The 13,982-nt window shown below is 65.4% G+C and carries 9 protein-coding genes; 2 read left to right on the top strand and 7 right to left on the bottom strand.

All coding sequences use genetic code 11. From position 1 onward, the window contains the following. Positions 1-67: 67 nt before the first annotated feature. The 7 genes from EHV23_RS16100 to EHV23_RS09130 form a co-directional block, all read right to left on the bottom strand. Positions 68-1,399 (bottom strand): hypothetical protein, encoded by a 1,332-nt coding sequence (locus tag EHV23_RS16100; protein ID WP_238990408.1) that lies wholly within the window; start codon positions 1,397-1,399, stop codon positions 68-70. Beyond that, positions 1,396-1,947, bottom strand: a complete 552-nt coding sequence (locus EHV23_RS09155; RefSeq protein WP_125095803.1) for a hypothetical protein — start codon at positions 1,945-1,947, stop codon at positions 1,396-1,398. The genes EHV23_RS16100 and EHV23_RS09155 overlap by 4 nt, the downstream gene beginning before the upstream one ends. A gap of 420 nt (positions 1,948-2,367) precedes the next feature. Continuing rightward, a complete protein-coding gene (locus EHV23_RS09150; RefSeq protein ID WP_125095802.1) occupies positions 2,368-4,428 on the bottom strand; it encodes a PepSY domain-containing protein in 2,061 nt (686 codons plus the stop codon). Between the two features lie 2 nt (positions 4,429-4,430). Further along, the gene (locus EHV23_RS16095) at positions 4,431-6,941 is read right to left on the bottom strand and encodes a GTPase domain-containing protein (protein ID WP_238990407.1); all 2,511 of its coding nucleotides are present in this window, start codon (positions 6,939-6,941) and stop codon (positions 4,431-4,433) included. A 361-nt stretch (positions 6,942-7,302) separates the two neighbouring features. Further along, positions 7,303-8,931 carry a DUF2868 domain-containing protein gene (locus tag EHV23_RS09140; RefSeq protein ID WP_125095800.1) on the bottom strand — a complete coding sequence of 543 codons (1,629 nt, stop codon included), beginning with the start codon at positions 8,929-8,931 and terminating at the stop codon, positions 7,303-7,305. 14 nt (positions 8,932-8,945) lie between these two features. Then, the gene (gene gshA / locus EHV23_RS09135) at positions 8,946-10,541 is read right to left on the bottom strand and encodes a glutamate--cysteine ligase (RefSeq protein WP_125095799.1); all 1,596 of its coding nucleotides are present in this window, start codon (positions 10,539-10,541) and stop codon (positions 8,946-8,948) included. Between the two features lie 66 nt (positions 10,542-10,607). Next, a complete protein-coding gene (locus tag EHV23_RS09130; protein WP_125095798.1) occupies positions 10,608-11,372 on the bottom strand; it encodes a DUF1415 domain-containing protein in 765 nt (254 codons plus the stop codon). Positions 11,373-11,886: 514 nt separating this feature from the next. On the opposite strand from EHV23_RS09130, the gene EHV23_RS09125 reads away from it, so the two are divergent. Further along, a complete protein-coding gene (locus EHV23_RS09125; protein WP_125095797.1) occupies positions 11,887-12,429 on the top strand; it encodes a VOC family protein in 543 nt (180 codons plus the stop codon). A gap of 241 nt (positions 12,430-12,670) precedes the next feature. Next, positions 12,671-13,942, top strand: coding sequence for a glucose-1-phosphate adenylyltransferase (gene glgC, locus EHV23_RS09120; RefSeq protein ID WP_125095796.1), 1,272 nt, complete (start codon positions 12,671-12,673; stop codon positions 13,940-13,942). Positions 13,943-13,982 lie beyond the last annotated feature (40 nt).

The following is a 13,982-nucleotide window of genomic DNA, read 5'->3' as shown; positions in this document are numbered from 1 at the left end:
GTACTGCGCCACCACGATGTAGCGTGAATGGGTCAGCAGGAGCACAGGCGTGAACTGGTTGGTGTCCCTACTGAACGGGGGTGGCTGTCCAGTTTCCGGAATCGTCGCGTTGCACGCTGATCCGTGCTACAGGCAGGGGGTCTGGATCACCGAGTCTGCCACGCTGGGGGCCAGTGTCTATGATCCTGGTCAGCGGTTGCCCTCCATTGGCAAAGTTTACCTGTACCGTCGCTTTGCGCTCTGGACCCTTGAAATTGTTCACCCGGATATCGTATATGCCAGCCTGAAGTCTGCTGCTGTCGCAGGAGGCATAGTAATGCTCAGGCCCATTGGCAACCCGGTTGTCCACGTCAAGCGTGCCTGCGGATCCCTCCATGTTCAGATAGTAAACATGGGTACCGCCAGGTTCCAGCATGTGAAGATCCACATCTCCTTCGCCGTCCCAGGTAAGAGTGGTTGTGAAGAAACCGGGTTGGGCTTTTGCCTCCGGGCTCTCAAGTGACGCCAGACTCTGGAGCGAAAGCTGTTGAATGTGATGCCTGCCGGCGCGTGATGCGTCCAGATAGGTCTGCAGAAGCATATGGCCACTTCTGTCTTTGTTTGACTTTGGCAGGATGAGGTTATTCGAGGGAACGCTGTGTGATCCAAACGCACGAAGCGCATTGATTACATGATCGATGTCGGCAAGCACGTGGTTGCCTCGCAGTGTCATCGATGCAGGGGCGATATGCAGGGTGGAAACACTGTTTGTGGCGTACCTGCTCCTGGCGTAGTCATAGGCTGGGTTGACAAACAGATTCCCCTGTGAATGCGCCATCAAGAGAAGCTTCTGGCCTTCCAGAGCAAGCGTGTCGATCTTGCTGCGATGCTCTGCATAGTCAACCTTTGTGGGCGGGTTGCTGAGCATGGCTGAAAGACCGGCGACGAGCTTTGTCATGAACGATGTGTAGATGGCCTCGAGGGCCTGTCCTGCAGCACTGAACACATTTGTGACCTTGTTCCAGAATGATGTTTCGCCGGATGCTGCCTCCCACAGATACTCGAAACGCTTGCCCAGTTCACCGCTGCTATCGAATTCCTTCGCTCGCTGGATGAATGTTTCTGCCAGATCCTGGGCTCGTGTGGCTCCGTCGATTTCCAGGCCAGACTGGTTGTAGAAAAGCTCGAACCGGACAGGGCTTGACGCATATGCATTTCCGATCATCGATTTCAGTTCGTCGAGGCTTTCCTGTGCCTGAACCTGGGTGTTCCATACCCCATTGAAAAAACCGATGGTGTAGCCTCTTGTCTCGCAGATGGCGCCTTGTGACAACGTCTGTGCATGGAGACTTGTGCACGCGGATCCGAAGATAATGGCGGCAACGATGGTTTTGGCATGAGCATGCATGATGTCGCTCATTTGTCATACATTGGACATACGGAATCCGGGACCATGCTGAAGACGGATCCGTTCAGTGCACTGTTGTATTTCATGTACGCCCGATAGCGTTGACGCGTGTTTGCCGTCATTTTTTCGATTTGCAAACTGCGTCGTGGCCTTGTGGCAGGGTCCTGGTAACTTATGGATACGCAGGTTACCGAGCGGCTGACGTCATTGGCTGCCTCACGAAGACGATACTTGTCATTCAGGTCGACAAGCATGGAATTGTTGAGCGCGCGTTGCAGGTTGTACAGTCGTTTTTTCTGAACTGGTGTGTCGGGCAGGCTGTTGATGAAGGCTTCGATGTCGTCCCGCACCCCATTCTGGTTGGCGTCGATGCCAGCAATGGTGTCGGTCCGGTCCAGCACGGGTAGTTCACCTCGAGCTTCAAGCTGCGCAAAGGCTTCCTTGAAGTTGCCCGGTGGTGTGGTTGTGCTGTCGGGTACGTTTGGGCCGCCGCACGCGACCATGGATGAAGAAATCAGTGCTGCAGAAAGCAGCATGTACAGAGAACGGGGGTTGGGCATGGCTGAATGGCTGGAGCGAAGGTCAGGCAGGAGGAGCGGAGAAATGTGTGTGCATTGCTCCGTGCATGGCGAGCATCATGCGCTTTTCGCCGGCCTTTGAAAAGGTGCCTGATCTGTCGTATGGGTTAGGCCGAATGGATATCAGGTGAGTTACTGCACAGTTTGACCGGAGTTTTGAGAATCTCTGTAAAAATCCTGCGGCACTTTGCCCCATGGCCGGGTGATCCGCTGCGTTGTCGTTTGCCGTCAATGGCTGCGCCACGGACGACCGGGCATCTGGCAGTGGTTGTAGCGGATACTCGCAAGGGAGGACAGGCGGTTGGCTGCTTGCTTGGGCAGGTTTGCGGGAAGTGCGTCCGTATTGCTTTCTTTATGGGTGGCCCTCTTGCGGGAAGGCGCCGGCAGCCCGCGACTTCGATATCAGGTGCCGTCCCGCAGCGTTCGTGCCCTTTTGACCCGCCAGCTCCGCCATTTCAGGTGGGAGCGGTGCACGCCCACCCAGATGCCGGTACCCGAGAGCAGCAGGCCGCCCATGCCCAGCACCAGCATGAAAATGTCCCAGAGCGGCCGGTGCTGCAGCAGGGGCAGCAGATCCCAGCTGTGCAACAGGGCAAACAGCCAGCGCTCCAGCCGGGCGCGGCTGTCCGACTGGCCCAGTACGGTGCCGGTGGCCGGGTCGATGTGCAGCCAGGTCTGCTGCGGGTCGCTGTAGCGGACGCGCCAGATGGGCAGCGGATGTTCCCTGCGGCCACCGGTCATGGTGTGGCTGGCGCGGCGGTAGTAGTAGAAGTCGTCCTGGGCGATCGTTTCGATGCGCGGTGGCAGGTCCGGGCTCAGGCCGATGAGGGCACCCTGCAGGCGGGCAGGGCTGAAGTGCCAGGGACGGGCGTCCCGGGCGGCGAACAGGGTGTTCCTGCCATCACCCCGATTGGGGGAAACGCGGGCGCTGGTGCCAGTATTGGTGTGGCCGGACGTGTGCGTGGTTGTATCGGCAGCTGCGCTGTGGTCGGGATGGGTGATGGCGGCAATGGGTGGAGGCGCAGCATGTCCATCTGCCAACGGCTGAAAGACTGGCTGCACGACGGTCTTGTTCAGCACGATGCGCCATTGCAGTTCCACGACGTGCGGCGTCGATACGGCCTTTGCTGAGGCGGCAGCGGGTTTCTGTTCGGAGGAGGGGTTCTGTCCGGAGGTGGGGGCCTGTCTGGATGAAGGGTTTTCTTCGGGGGCGGCAGGGTTGCCCTGTCGGATGGCCTGCAGCAGGGCCTGTGGGGTAGCCTTCGCCCGCCGGGGTTTGATCCGTTCGCTGCTGATCGTCTCGGCATCGATGGTGCTTTCCGGGCCGGTGAAGATGTCCCAGGGGTCCATGGACATCAGACCGCTGAATATCCAGCTGATGGTGCTCAGGGCAAACACCATGCCGAGGATGTGATGCCAGCGCATCATGCCCGGGGCGAACGGCGAGTGTGATCCGCTGCGGTAGGTGCCGGCAAAGCGCCAGCGGATGAGACCGGCGACGATGCCGGTGACGGCGGTGGCGATGCCGATGAGGGCCAGCACGATGATGAGGCTGGTCCAGTTGATGGCGGTGTCGCGGAACATGTAGAGCCAGTGCAGCCACGAACCGACATAGTTGAGGGCGCGCTCCGGTTGCGGGGCGTCGCGCACGACTTCGCCGGTGGTGCCCGAGATGTAGAGCAGGGTGTTGTGGGCGTCGGGCAGTTGCACGAGGTGCAGCGGGCGATGGCCGTTCAGGCCGTGGCTGTGGGTGTGGGCGTCTTCGTGGACGGTACCGAGGTAGCGGGGCGCCGGGATGCGTTCAGACTGTGCCGTTGTGTGTTCCGGTACCGCTGGGGGCGGCGTGCCGGCGGCTGTATCGGGGTGGGGTGTCGGGGAAACCGTATGGGATTGCTGCGTCGGGGCGTCCGCATCGGCCGAAAGGTGGGGATGTGCCTCCGGAGGAGCGGGCGGGCAGCGCTGCGGCTTCGGAGGATCTGTGCTGTACATCCAGTAGACGCAGGCACTGGCCACTGCAGTGGCCCGGTCGGTGGGCGGAACGCGCTGGCCGGTACGGGCGTCGATGGCAATGAAGGTTCTGCCCTCGCCCCGCAGGACATAGATGGGCTGGCCGGCACGGCTCCGGGACAGGCGCAGCTCTTCGACCGGCTGGCTGGTGTCGAAGCCCGCGGCCGTGAACGCCTCGGCAGGGGAGAGAAGGGTGTCCGGACTTTGGGGGGCATCCGGATTCTGGAGGGCTTCTGGATTCTGCAGGGCACTGGCACGTGCGGAAAGTGAGCCAGTGGCGGCGTTCTCGAGCGGTGGCAGGTGCGCCAGCCGTTCCTGCAGGGTGAGCTTGGGGTGGCCGGCATACATCATCACCATGCCGGACAGGAACCAGATGAAAAACAGTACGCACATGCCCACCCCCAGCCAGCGGTGGGTGAGCATGAACCAGCGTTTGATGCGGGAGGTCTTCAGCAAGGTCAGTGCTTGCGCCTGCGGCGGGATTTTCCGCCAGAGTGACTGCCTCTGGAACTGCGGGTGGAGGCGGTGTGCTGCTCGGCGCGGGTGGCTTTGGCGGTGCTGCGGTTCTGTGCGTCGGCGTTGCCGGTGCTGGCGCTGCCCCTGGTGTTGTTGTGGGTAACGCCGTCCGTGCCGGAACTGCCCTGGCCTGTGCCGCTGGCACGTGGGTTGCCACTTGCCGCGCCGGATATATTGGCGGTGGCAGGCGGGCTGGCAGATGGGACGCCTGTAGACGAGGTGCTGCCGGCATGACTGGCGCTGGTGGCCTGGTCGTCTGGCGTATCTTTCGTGGTGAGGGCTGGGCCGGTAGCCACTGTGACCTCCGAAGCTTCGGAGGCGCCGCTCAGGGGAGCGGTAGTTCGTGCCTGCGTTTCCGGCACGTGGTTTTCCAAAGCGGCAGCAGTGCTGCTGGCACCTGGGATCACACCGTTTGTGGTGGGCGCGCGGTTTTCCGGGGCCGGGCCTTCCAGGGCTTCGCCTGCAGAGACATGGCTTTCAGAGATGCGGCCGCTACCCCGGGGGGCAGTGCCCTGGGCACTGCGGGCAGACGGACTGCTGTTCACGCCGTGGGTTTCGGGCGCGCCGGCTTTATCGGCGTGGTCGCCGGCTGCGCCGAAAAAACCCAGGGCACCCTCCAGAAGTGAGTTCTCACTTGCTTCAGCCGCCTCTTCGGGTGGACTTCGGTGGCTACTGCCCCCGGAGGCCGATGTGCTGGTGATGGGTGGGGCTGTGCTGCCGGCGGGGGTCGTGCTGCCCGGGATGCTGCTGGCGGGGATGTTGCCGGGGGAGACGCTGTCGGGTGTGCTGCCCGGCGCATGGTGCGGGGTGTCGAGCCGGGCAGTGGAGGCGGTGCGGCCGGCAGCAAAGCCGGCACGCAGTTCGGCGGCGTAGGTGGGCTCTTCCTGCTTTCGGGACGCCTTGCGGGCCTGTTCGTGTTCGCCCCGGGCCTCGGCCAGGTCGGCGGCCAGCGCGATGTTGAGGCGCTTGGCGCCGCTGCCCAGTGCGGCCATGGAGAGGGCGTTGGGGTAGAGACGGATGAGGATCCGCTCCATGGCCAGTGTCAGCTCCGTCTGCAGGTCGGCCGTGAGCCGGTCGGGGCCGAAGTTCTGGCGTTTGCGCCAGAACTGGGTGAACTGCTCGTGCTGGCGGGCCAGGACGTCGGTGACGGTTTTTTCCCAGTGGGCGGGGTGTTCGGATTCGGCCCAGTCGCCGCGGCCCCGGCCGTAGTGGGCCACGGCCAGATAGGTGAGCAGGGCGGACTGGACGAGGCGGTTCATGACGGCGTCGGTCCAGGTGACGGTGATGGCGTCGATGCCGCGCACCATGTTGTAGCCCCGGGCAAGGCCGGCGCCACCGAGGGCACCCAGCACGCCACCGGCGATCATGCCACCGCCCAGGGTGAGGCCACCACTGAGGAAGTCGGCCTTCAGGCCGGCCAGCGCGCCGGTGACGATGCCGCCGACCATGGCGGCGTGGCCCTCGTTGAGGTTTTCGGTCACGTCGTAGTGGTCGGCCATGCGGCTGAGCACTTCATCGGCGGCGTGGCCGGTGAGGCCGTTGGTGGTGATGAGTTCGTCGGTGGAGTGGCGGATGGCGGTGTTGAGGCGCTCGGCCAGCTGGTTCATGGCCACCTGTTTGGGGTCGTCCTGCTTCTGGCGGGAGACGCCCAGTACCTTGCCGACTTCGCGCAGCTGGTCCTTCAGGCTGCTGTTGGGGATGCGTTCGCGGTCGAGTGCGGTGGCGGCCAGACGCTCGGCCAGGATGTGCATGGACCGGTCGAAGGTCTGGCGTCGCTGGTTCTGCCACAGGCGGTGCAACCGGGCAAAGGACTCGCGCTTGGCCTGCGGCAGCAGCGGCTCGACGGCCTGCAGCAGGGCGCCTTCCTGCACCCAGCAGCGGGCGAAGGCGTCGAGCGCCAGTACCTGGTGGACGTTGCCGAAGCGGGTGAGGTAGGTGCGCCAGCGGTCGATCTCGGCCTCTTCGGCATGGTGGCTGGCCGGCGGGCCCATCTGGTTCAGCAGCACGATGATGGGCTTGCCGATCCAGGCGAGGATCTTCATTTCGGGTTCGACGTAGCCGGCGTCCTCGGGATTTTCGGCGGCGTTGACCAGATAGAGCACCACGTCGGCCTCTTCGCGGACGTTGTGCACGGCCTGCTGGCTGGACCAGAGGGCGCGGTCGGCAAAGCGGTCCCAGACCTGGCTGACGAACCAGCCGATGGGTTTGTCGGACTGCAGCAGGCGTTTGGCCAGCCGGGCACTGTCGCCGAAGCCCGGGGTGTCCCACAGCAGCAGCAGGTCGCCCTGCGGGGTTGCGGCCAGCTCGTGGCGGTCGGCGGTGTCGGTGACGTGCGGCTCATCGCGCACTTCGCCCACGTTCTCGGAAAGCAGGGTGCGGGCGAGCGTGGTCTTGCCCACGTTGGTGTGGGAGACCAGGCTGAGGGAGATGGTGTTGGCGTCTGAGGCAGGCACGGCTGTGACGGCGGGAAGGGTATCCGGTCGGAAAGGCCGGCGGCAGCCGGCATGACCCGGAAGGTTGCGGCCGGTGTGACCGGCAGGACGGGAAGACAGGGGCACAGACATGATTGTGCCATCAGCCGCCCCTGCTTCGCTGTGCCGAATGCGCAGTCCGATACACACTCTGGCAGTTCCTGATACGGTGCGACGGGATTGCCTGCCGGGTACGGGAGTGGCCGGAAGCACCTGGACGCCGTGCGGATCCTGAAACGTGGTTGGCGGCCGGATCTGCCTTGTCTGGAAGCGCCCGGGAGCAGGACGTATCCCATCGTATCCGGCAGGATGTGGCCGGGGCTTTCCGGGCGCAGGGCCGGGGTCAGGCGGGCACCGCGTTCAGCAGGCTTTCCAGCTGTCCGGTGACGTCGGCAGGCTGGGCGTCGGCGGCCAGGTTGACGAAGACGGGGAGGATGTCGCTGCGGCTGCCCAGGATGCGGCGCCACGCGGTGCGGCGGCTGTCCAGCCGGGCGGTGTCGTGGCCGAAACGGGCGATGAAGGCGCTTTCGTCCACCAGGGCCAGCAGGGGCAGGCCAGCCGGCAGGCGACGGGCCAGCGTGGCGAGGAAGGTGGCGTGGTTCTCGGCTTCGGGGGTGGCCGAGGCCGAGAAGATGGCCACGGCCAGTTGGGCACCGTCGATATGGGGCAGGGGCTGCGGCAGGTCGTCCTCGTCGCCCAGGGCCAGCGAGGGCTGCAGGCGCAGGCGGATCTGGCTGCCCAGCACGGGGGTGAGCAGCGGGGTGAGCCCAGCGCGGGCGGCGTCACTCAGGGTGTAGCTGTAGGGCTGTGCCCAGACGGTGGCCGATTCGCCGCGCTGGTTGCGCAGCAGGTCGCGGAAGTAGGTGTCGTCGAGCGGCAGCGGGAAGTGCGTGCGCAGCTTGCGGACCTGCTCGCGGTGCCAGAGGGCCAGCAGCAGGCGGGGGATGATCACCACCAGCACGACGGTGAGCGTCTGCAGGTGAATCCAGGGGGCGGCGTTGACGCCCGGATGCTGCGGAAAGCGCATGGCTTCCAGCCCGGCGGCATCGGGCAGGGCAATGCCGCTCAGCAGGCTGGCCAGGCCCCACAGGCCGTGGGTGAGGGTTTCGACCTGCGGGGCGACGAGGAAGGTGCTCTCCCAGCCGGCCCTGTATTCGAGCACCAGGCCGTGCAGGTAGAGGCTGGCCAGGGCGCCGGTGGCAAACATCAGGGCGCCGGCGTGCAGCAGGGTGAGGGCGCGCTGGCTGTAGAGCGGCGCGGCCACGGCAAACCACTGGCGGGTGAAGCGGGCGCCCAGGTTGTCGTCGCTGTGTGCCGGGGTGCTCCAGCCCTGGCCCGTGGCCAGCCGCACGACCAGCCGGCGCAGGGCGCCGAAGGGACCACTGCCGGTGACGGCTGCCGGGCTGTCGGGTGCGTCCGGGAGGCTGCTGCCGCGTGGTGTGGACGTACCCTGCCGTGAAGCGCGACTGGAGGCTGTACGTTGGGTGCCGTTCGGGGACGGGGAGCCGGGGGCGGGCGCCATGTGGTGATGGCCTGCATCGTCCTGGGCACCTTTCCGGCCCCGGCCGCCCAGGGCACGTACGAGGGCACCGCCGGCCAGCACCAGATAGGTGAACAGGTTCCAGGCGATGATCAGCAGCAGCGGGGGGTTGAGGATGTTGATGCGGTTGCCACCGGCTGAATCCAGAAGGGCACCGGCCAGCAGGGCCACCAGCAGGGCCACGGGCGTGAACCAGCCGCGCCAGTGCAGGCGGTGCAGCAGGTCGGCCAGCGCCGGCTTGCGGGTGAACAGCCGTTCGCAGGCCAGCCGGGCGCGGGTGCTGATGAAGGTGGGGGCGTCGGCCTGCGGGCCGGCCTCGCGCAGCGCCTGCTGTGTGGCGTGCAGACGGTCGTCTTCGGTCCAGGTGGCGGAGGCGGGCTGGCGCTCGAGGGCGCGGACCAGCAGGATCTGCTGTGCGTCGTTTTCGGTCACGGTGCGGCTGGCGGTCAGTCGGCGATGAGCGGGAAGACGGAGGTGATGTACTGCTGCCGCCAGGTTTCGAAGTCACCGGTGTCGGCGGCTTCGATGTCGGCCTGTTCGACGAAGGATTCGCGGGCCATGGTGGCAAAGGCCTCTCGAATGTCGGCCGGCAGCGGCTGGGCCAGCAGGTGCTGGCGGTGGGCCTCGGACTGCGCCATGGTGTACTGGGTGAGCGAACCGTTGCCCTGGGTGGCGATGTCGGCCATGAGGCGTGCGGAGGGTGTGTGTTCCATGTGTTCCAGACGCTGGCGGGCCATGCGCAGGGCGGCCGCGTAGGCACCCTGGTGCTCGGGCCAGGCTTCGTCCAGGCGCTGGGCCACGGCTTCGCATTCGGTGAGGACTTCCTGTCCCCAGGCCAGCAGCGGGCGGTGGCTGCCGTCGTTTTCGAGCAGGGCGAGGCCCGGCTCACGGCCACGCTGGGCCACGGTGTGCCGGTTGGCCGACTGGGCAGCGTTGATCTCGGGGGTGTCGCGCGGGCTGTCGGACAGCAGGCAGTGCAGCAGGAAGATGTCGAGAAAGCGGATGGTTTCGGCGGTGATGCCGATGGCGCTGAAGGGGTCGAGGTCCATCAGCCGCACTTCGATGTACTCGACCCCGCGGGCGGCCAGGGCGGCCAGCGGCCGTTCACCCTTGCGGATGGGCTGCTTGGGGCGGATGGTGCCGTAGAACTCGTTTTCGATCTGCAGCAGGGAGGTGGAGAGCTGACGGTACTGGCCGTCGTGCCGGATGCCGATCTTCTCGTAGGCGGGCCAGGGCGAGGTGAGGGCGTCGTAGAGCGATTCGGCGTAGCTCTTGAGGCAGTTGTAACTGGCACCGATGCTGGCCTGGGCCTCGCTCTGGTAGCCCAGCGGCCCCATGCGCAGCGTGGTGGCGTGTGGCAGGCCCAGGGCGTCCCGGCCGAAGGCCTTGAGGATGTGGGGCATGCCCTCGGCAAAGCCGCGCTGCACCAGCGGCGAGGCGCCGAACAGCAGAAGCAGCAGCCAGGAGTGGTGGCGGAAGTTGCGGATCAGGCTGAAGTAGCCCTGGCTGCGGGCATGCTTGGGGTTGCTGCCGTCGAGCTTCAGGCCGGGCATGCGGGCCAGTTCGGGCCACAGGCTCTGCGGGAGGGAGAAGTTGTAGTGCAGGCCGGAGATGGTCTGCATGCGGCTGCCGTAGCGCCAGGTCAGGCCCTGCCGGTAGATGGTCTTGGCGCGGCCGATGAAGGAGCTGCCGTACTGGCCGATGGGAATGTCGCGGTCGGGCGGCAGCGGACAGGGCATGCTGGTGCACCAGAGCCGCTCGCCGTCGATGTGGGTCAGGGTTTCCTGGTGGACGCGGGTGAGTTCGGCCAGGCAGGCGTCGATGCTGTCGTGGACGCCGGTGATGAGTTCGACCTGGGACTCACTGAAATCGGTGGTGATGTGCGGGTGCGTGAGGGCGGAGCCCAGCGCACGGGGATGCGGCCGCATGGACAGCTTGCCATCGGCAGTGGTCCGCAGGCTTTCCTTCTCCAGGCCACGGGTGATGCCACGCAGGGATGCGGGCTCGATGGCGGACAGGCGGGTACGCAGTGAGTCGGTCATGGGATAGGTCGTAGGGAGATACCAGCCTGCAAAGGGTATCAGAAAGGGCGGGGGGCGGTGAGTATGTCACCGAAGCGCGCCCGATGCAGCGGGAGGATGTCGCGCTGCGGGTGTAGGGTTGGGGGGCGGGGTATCTGCCGGATCGGCGTCCGTTCCGGCGTCCGGCTGCCACTGATTTTTCAGCTGGCGCCAGCCGTCGGGGCCCATGGCTCGCAGGTGGGCCATGTTGTTCTCGTAGATGCGGTCGGTGTCGTCGCCCCAGGCGGCCACGGCGCGGTCGATGCTGGTTTCGCGCAGCAGGTGCAGCGTGGGCCAGGGCGACTGGTTGGTGGCGTTCTCGATGTCGTCGGCCGAGCTGCCGGCAAACTGGTAGTGCGGATGGAAACTGGCAATCTGGAAGGTGCCGTGCAGGTCCAGCTCGTCGAGCAGGGCGTCGGCGGTGTCCAGAAAATCGTTGAAGTCCAGAAAATCGGCCAGGGTGTCGGGGCAGACCAGCAGTGTGGTCTCGAGTTTGGTCTCGTCGGTGTCGAGCAGGCGTTTCAGTTCGGCACGCAGCTCGTCCAGCAGGGCCAGCGGTTCGGTGGCGTGGCTGACCTGGATGCGCAGGCGCTGTTTCTTTACCGTGGCATTGGCAAACGGACAGAGGTTGAGCCCGATGACGGCCTTCTGCACCCAGGTGCGGGTTGCGTTCAGGATGGCCTCGTCGGTGGGACGCTGTCGGGCAGTCGTTGCCGGGATGTTGCTGCTGGTTGCCGGGGCGTTGCCGGCTGCGGTGGGTGATGGCTGGTCTGCGCCGTGATGGAAGGGGCAGCCGGAAGGCGGATGGTTCATGTGGAAGGTGCTGGATGGAAAGCGGGAAGGGCCAGGTGGCGGGAGAGGCAGTGACAGGATGGATGGGGAATCGGTGGCAGGATGGTGATGGCAGGCACGACCCCCCTTATTGGGCAGGCCGGAAACTGCTCATGATGCCACCGTTTGTGGGAGGTCGCCTGCGGTGGGGCTGCGGTATGTTCTGGGGCGCTGCCGGCATGGGTGCACGGGTGTGCTGGTGCTGGCGTGCGGGTTCCGTCGAAAACGTGGTGCACGGATACCGGCGTGGACATGGGGAGCCGTGCAGACGTGGATACCGCTGCGGACATGGGGGCTGGTGCCCGGATGGGCGCGGGTATGGGTGGGGCGCATGGTCCGGTCCGGCCCTGCGACCGCAGTCTTCGGGCCGTGTGGGATGCCTGCCACGACGCCCGGACCGCCGGCCGGCCGTCCCCTGCCGTCTGGCGGATGCTGTCGGCGAAACATCACACTGGGCCGTTAGCATGAAAAATTGTTCTGGAGGAGGTGAGACCCCATGGCCGTAAGACGACTGCTCAGCAACATCAGCAGCGAGCGCCTGCAGGAAAGCCGCGATTTCTACGCGGACCTGCTGGGCATGGAAGTCGCATCCGAATCCGACTGGTACATCCGGCTGCGTTCGCCTTCCGATCCAGGGCTGGAACTGGGCCTCATCCAGCGCAACCATCCGCTGCTGCCGGCCCACTGGCGGGCGGCGCCGGTGGGCATGTATCTGACCTTCGTGGTCGACAATGTCGACGACATCCACGCCCGTGCCGTGGTGCGCGGTCTGCCCATCGTGCAGCCGCCGCGTGACGAATTCTATGGCCAGCGCCGCTTCCTGACGCGGGATCCGGACGGCACGCTGGTCGACATCAGTTCCCCCTGGCGGCAGGAAGTGCTGCCCGAAGAGACACCGCCGGTGGCCATTGCGGCGCCCGAGCGCGAGCCCGTGGCCCGTGTTGCAGTACGCAATGCGGCGCGCCGGGCGGTGCAGCGCCGTACCATCGACCAGGTGCTGCGCGACGCCCGTCTGCCGCTGCTGCCGGCTGCGGGCTGAGGCACGCCCCCCTTTGCCCCCACGCCTGTCTGGTTGTGCGTGCGGTTTTTTTTCAGTCGCGCCATAATGTGAGACAGGCAGCACGGAAATGCCGGTGTTGCCATCACGACAGCGTATGCGCTGTTGCGCATGCCTGCTGACGGGATGGCCTGCGTGTGGTTCGGTGCTTCCCCAGGGGCTCCGGACAGCGTGCCGCCGGTATGCGTGCAGGGGTCCCTGACGAACAACAGGAGAGGGACTCATGGACGATAGCGTACGCATCAATCTGGAACGCCGCCTGCCCAAGCAGGCCATGGCGCTGGTGCTGGCAGGGGGCCGCGGAAGCCGGCTCAAGCAGCTGACGGATGTCCGCTGCAAACCGGCCGTATATTTTGGCGGGCATTTCCGCATCATCGATTTCGTGCTGTCCAACTGCATGAACTCGGGTCTGCGCAAGATGGCCGTGCTGACGCAGTACAAGTCGCACAGCCTGTTGCGCCACCTGCAGCGCGGGTGGAACTTCCTGAAGTCCGAAATGGGCGAGTTCGTGGACCTGATCCCGGCGCAGCAGCGCGTGGACGAAAATGCGTGGTATCGGGGCACGGCCGATGCCGTCTATCAGAGTCTGGACATCATCAAGGCGGTCCGGCCCGAGTACATCGTCATTCTGGCGGGCGACCACATCTACAAGATGGACTACGCCCGTATGCTGGCCGACCATGCGCTGTCGGGTGCCGGCGTGACAGTGGGCTGCATCGAGGTGGACCGCAAGGAGGCGAAGGCTTTCGGCGTGATGGCCATCGACGACAGCAAGCGCGTCACCTCCTTCGTGGAAAAACCGGCCGATCCGCCGGCCATGCCCGGCAAGCCGGACCGTTCGCTGGCGTCCATGGGGATCTACATCTTCACGGCCGACTACCTGTACAAGATGCTGGAAGAAGACATCCAGATGCCGGGCTCCGAGCACGACTTCGGCAAGGACATCATTCCGAAGGCGGTGAGCCAGGGCCAGGTGGTGGCGCACTTCTTCGAGGACAGCTGCGTCTACAACAGCGAGAAGGTGCCGGCCTACTGGCGCGACGTGGGAACGATCGACGCCTACTGGGAGGCCAACATCGACCTCACGGCCACGGTGCCGGAACTGAACCTGTACGACCGGACCTGGCCCATCTGGACCTATCTGGAACAGCTGCCGCCGGCCAAGTTCGTGCACAACAAGGTGGACCGGCGCGGTGAGGCCATCGAATCGAGCGTGTCGGCCGGCTGCATCATCTCCGGCTCGGTGCACAACTCGCTGCTCTTCTCCAACTGCCGCATCCATTCATACACCGAGATCAAGGGTGCGGTGCTGCTGCCCGGGGTGGTGGTGGGCCGCAATGCCCGCCTCAGCAAGGTGGTGGTCGACCGCGGCTGCGTGATCCCCGAAGGCATGGTGGTCGGCGAGGATCCGGAAGAAGACGCCAAACGCTTCTACGTCAGCGAAGGCGGCGTGACGCTGATCACGCCGAGCATGCTGGCCAGACTGAACGGCTGAGGCCGTTCCCGATCCTTTTTCTCCCTGTTGCCTTGCCATG

Origin of the sequence: Lautropia dentalis (assembly GCF_003892345.1) — a bacterium.
In the GTDB taxonomy this organism is placed as follows: Bacteria; Pseudomonadota; Gammaproteobacteria; order Burkholderiales; family Burkholderiaceae_E; genus Lautropia; species Lautropia dentalis.
The sequence above is the reverse complement of the archived record's forward strand: the minus strand, read 5'-3'. Positions and strand labels throughout refer to the sequence as shown.